This is a genomic window from Aureimonas ureilytica (assembly GCF_001475935.1).
In the GTDB taxonomy this organism is placed as follows: Bacteria; Pseudomonadota; Alphaproteobacteria; order Rhizobiales; family Rhizobiaceae; genus Aureimonas; species Aureimonas ureilytica_A.
The window spans coordinates 1-811 of the sequence record NZ_LDQA01000180.1; the positions used below are offsets into that span (position 1 = coordinate 1).

Consider the following 811-nt stretch of genomic DNA (forward strand, 5'->3'; position numbering starts at 1 on the left):
GCTCGGCCGAAATCGCGCAAGGCTCGCCCAGCCCAAGGCTGAAGGCGTCATAGAAGCCGGCGTCGGAACCCCGCGCCTCGGACTTGTTGGCCACCAGAATCACCGGCTTGTCGCGGCGGCGCAGAAGCTCGCCGAAGACTTCGTCCTGCGGCGTCATACCGGCCTTGGCGTCCACCACGAAGAGCGACAGGTCGGCGTCGTCGATGGCGCGCTCGGTCTGGGCGCGCATACGCCCTTCCAAGGATTCGGCGCTCGCCTCCTCCAGACCGGCGGTATCGATGACCCGGAATTCGAGGTCCTGCAGCGTCGCGTCCCCCTCGCGCCGGTCGCGCGTGACACCGGGACGATCGTCCACCAGCGCCAGCTTGCGGCCGACCAGACGGTTGAAGAGCGTGGACTTGCCGACATTCGGCCGTCCGATAATGGCGATGGTCACCATGAGAGTGTTCTCGCTCCTGTTTCGGTTCAGGCCGGGGGCTGGTTGGGTTTGGCGGCGGCGGGCGGCGCGTCGCTCGGCTGCGGCGGGCTCTGAGCCTCGCTCGCCTCGGCATCGTCGGCAACGGGCTTGGCCGGCGCGTTTGCTGCCGGCGCGTCCTTGGCGCCATGCTCGGCTTCGATCAGTTCCACCATCAGCCCGGCGCGGCGCTTGATCCCGGCAGGGGTGCCGAAATCCTCCTGAAGTTCGGTGAAGAAGCTGCGCGCCGTATCGACATCGCCTGCCTTCCAGGCCGCCAAGCCGATCGCCTCCCGCGCGCCGTAGCGCAGCGGCTCGCCATCGGTCGTCAGGCGCTCGGCGCGCGGGAGGCGATCG

General features: G+C 69.1%; 1 protein-coding gene and 1 pseudogene. Both read right to left on the bottom strand.

Features of this window, described 5'->3' with window-relative positions; translation table 11 throughout:
• Nucleotides 1-439 (bottom strand): GTPase (locus tag NS365_RS23360; protein WP_153003950.1); only part of this gene is annotated, 439 nt, incomplete at its 3' end.
• A 26-nt stretch (nt 440-465) separates the two neighbouring features.
• Nucleotides 466-811, bottom strand: a pseudogene (locus NS365_RS24740) (hypothetical protein); the annotation flags it as partial.